Origin of the sequence: Aetokthonos hydrillicola CCALA 1050 (genome assembly GCF_017591665.1) — a bacterium.
Lineage (GTDB): Bacteria > Cyanobacteriota > Cyanobacteriia > Cyanobacteriales > Nostocaceae > Aetokthonos > Aetokthonos hydrillicola.
Genome location: NZ_JAAKGC010000379.1, coordinates 1 through 1,562 on the forward strand (window position 1 = coordinate 1; position 1,562 = coordinate 1,562).

At 39.9% G+C, this 1,562-nt stretch carries 2 protein-coding genes; one reads left to right on the forward strand and one right to left on the reverse strand.

What is annotated here, in order from left to right:
- Positions 1 to 365 precede the first annotated feature (365 nt).
- Positions 366 to 1,190 (forward strand): RpnC/YadD family protein, encoded by an 825-nt coding sequence (locus G4P69_RS38095; protein ID WP_243903192.1) that lies wholly within the window; start codon positions 366 to 368, stop codon positions 1,188 to 1,190.
- Between the two features lie 41 nt (positions 1,191 to 1,231).
- Here G4P69_RS38095 and G4P69_RS38100 read toward each other — a convergent pair.
- Positions 1,232 to 1,562, reverse strand: a 331-nt coding sequence (locus tag G4P69_RS38100) for a hypothetical protein (RefSeq protein WP_208355160.1), incomplete at its 5' end; no start/stop codon positions are given.

The window sequence follows — 1,562 nt, forward strand, 5'->3', positions numbered from 1 at the left end:
TTCAATTTTAGTTCTCTTTTGAGCGAAAACATAACTGAATCTAATCAAATTTCTCTATTCGAGCAACCATAACACAAATTTCTAGGTATTTCCAAGGAGCATCGCCATTGGCAATTAATTTAATTTTATCTTTATATTTGCCTAGGAGTTTGTGAGTTTACCTTCAGTTTAAGAGCGTCTCAAGGTAGAAGGTGATACACCAATTAATTTCACCAATTCTGCTGCCTTCCACCGCATAAAGTTATCTACAATAAAGAATTCTAGACAATTCTAGCTAAGTTTTTGTAAATTTAGTAAACCTCTCACCTTTCGGTAAAGTAGAAATCAGCCGGGAAGTCACTGACGAAGTTCGCCAAGTAGATATTTTGTTTTCCCCTGTACCTCCAGCCAATACCGAATTACGAACTCTAGGCTTACTCGGTAAAATTGCACAAAATGTCTGTTTGATTGAGCCATATCGCAATCAACCCAGCAAAACACAAGTGCGACACTGTGCAATCAAGCTATTTTCTTACTTGGCGCAATTGGAGCGTAAAGCGAAACGAGAAGATATTTCTTTACCAGAAGAAGATTTACCACGTCTGTGGATACTAGCACCTTCAGCATCACAAGCCTTTCTAGAGGGGTTTAACGGTAGACTAGAATTAGAGAATTGGTTACCAGGAGTGTATTTTTGCGGTGAATCTTGGAGAACTGTGATTGTGGCGATTAATCAATTACCGATAACACAAGAAACACTTCTGCTGAGAATTTTAGGTAAAGGCGAAGTTCAACGCCAAGCAATTAGTGAGTTACTCGCATTTCCCAAAGATAGCCAATTTCGTCTAAACGTTCAACAACTGCTAGCAAGCTGGCGGATCACCACCTTCAACCAAGATAACCAAGATTTAACTGACGATGACCAGGAGTTGATTATGAACTTATCACAAGCCTACTTAGAGTGGGAGCAAAAAACACTACAGCAAGGATTACAAAGAGGTTTAGAGCAAGGGTTACAACAAGGGGTACAACAAGGGGTACACCAAGGACAGCGCCAAGTTGTGGAAAATTTGCTCAAAGTTCGTTTTGGTTCTTTAGATCAGGAGTTATCTAGCATAGTTGAACGGATACTAGAGCTACCACCAGAAGAATACACTCGCTTGTGCATTGAATTGTCGCGCGAGGAACTCTTAGCAATATTTCAGCACTAGATCATAATCAACAACACTTAACTGAAAACTCCCTGTCTTGCTCACTTCTTCCTCCTCCCTTTCGGTTTCCCTTTTGGAGGTTCAGTGAGTGAGAAGCTACCATCTTCTGTGGAGACTGGATTTTCGTTATTTTGATTGGGGATAGGTAAATCTATGACGGGTTTGGGGAGATTTTCATTGAGCGGAATATCCCAATAGGTGTAAGAAACTGCAAACATAAACGCTTCGAACTGCAAACAAGCAAATTGTCGGTGGAACCATAATATTGCCGTTTTTACGTGCTTATGCTTCCTATTGACATTGGCAATATTATCCTTCCAACGTCTATAATCCTTGTAGGGTATACATTTGACGATAAAAGTGTTCATAATC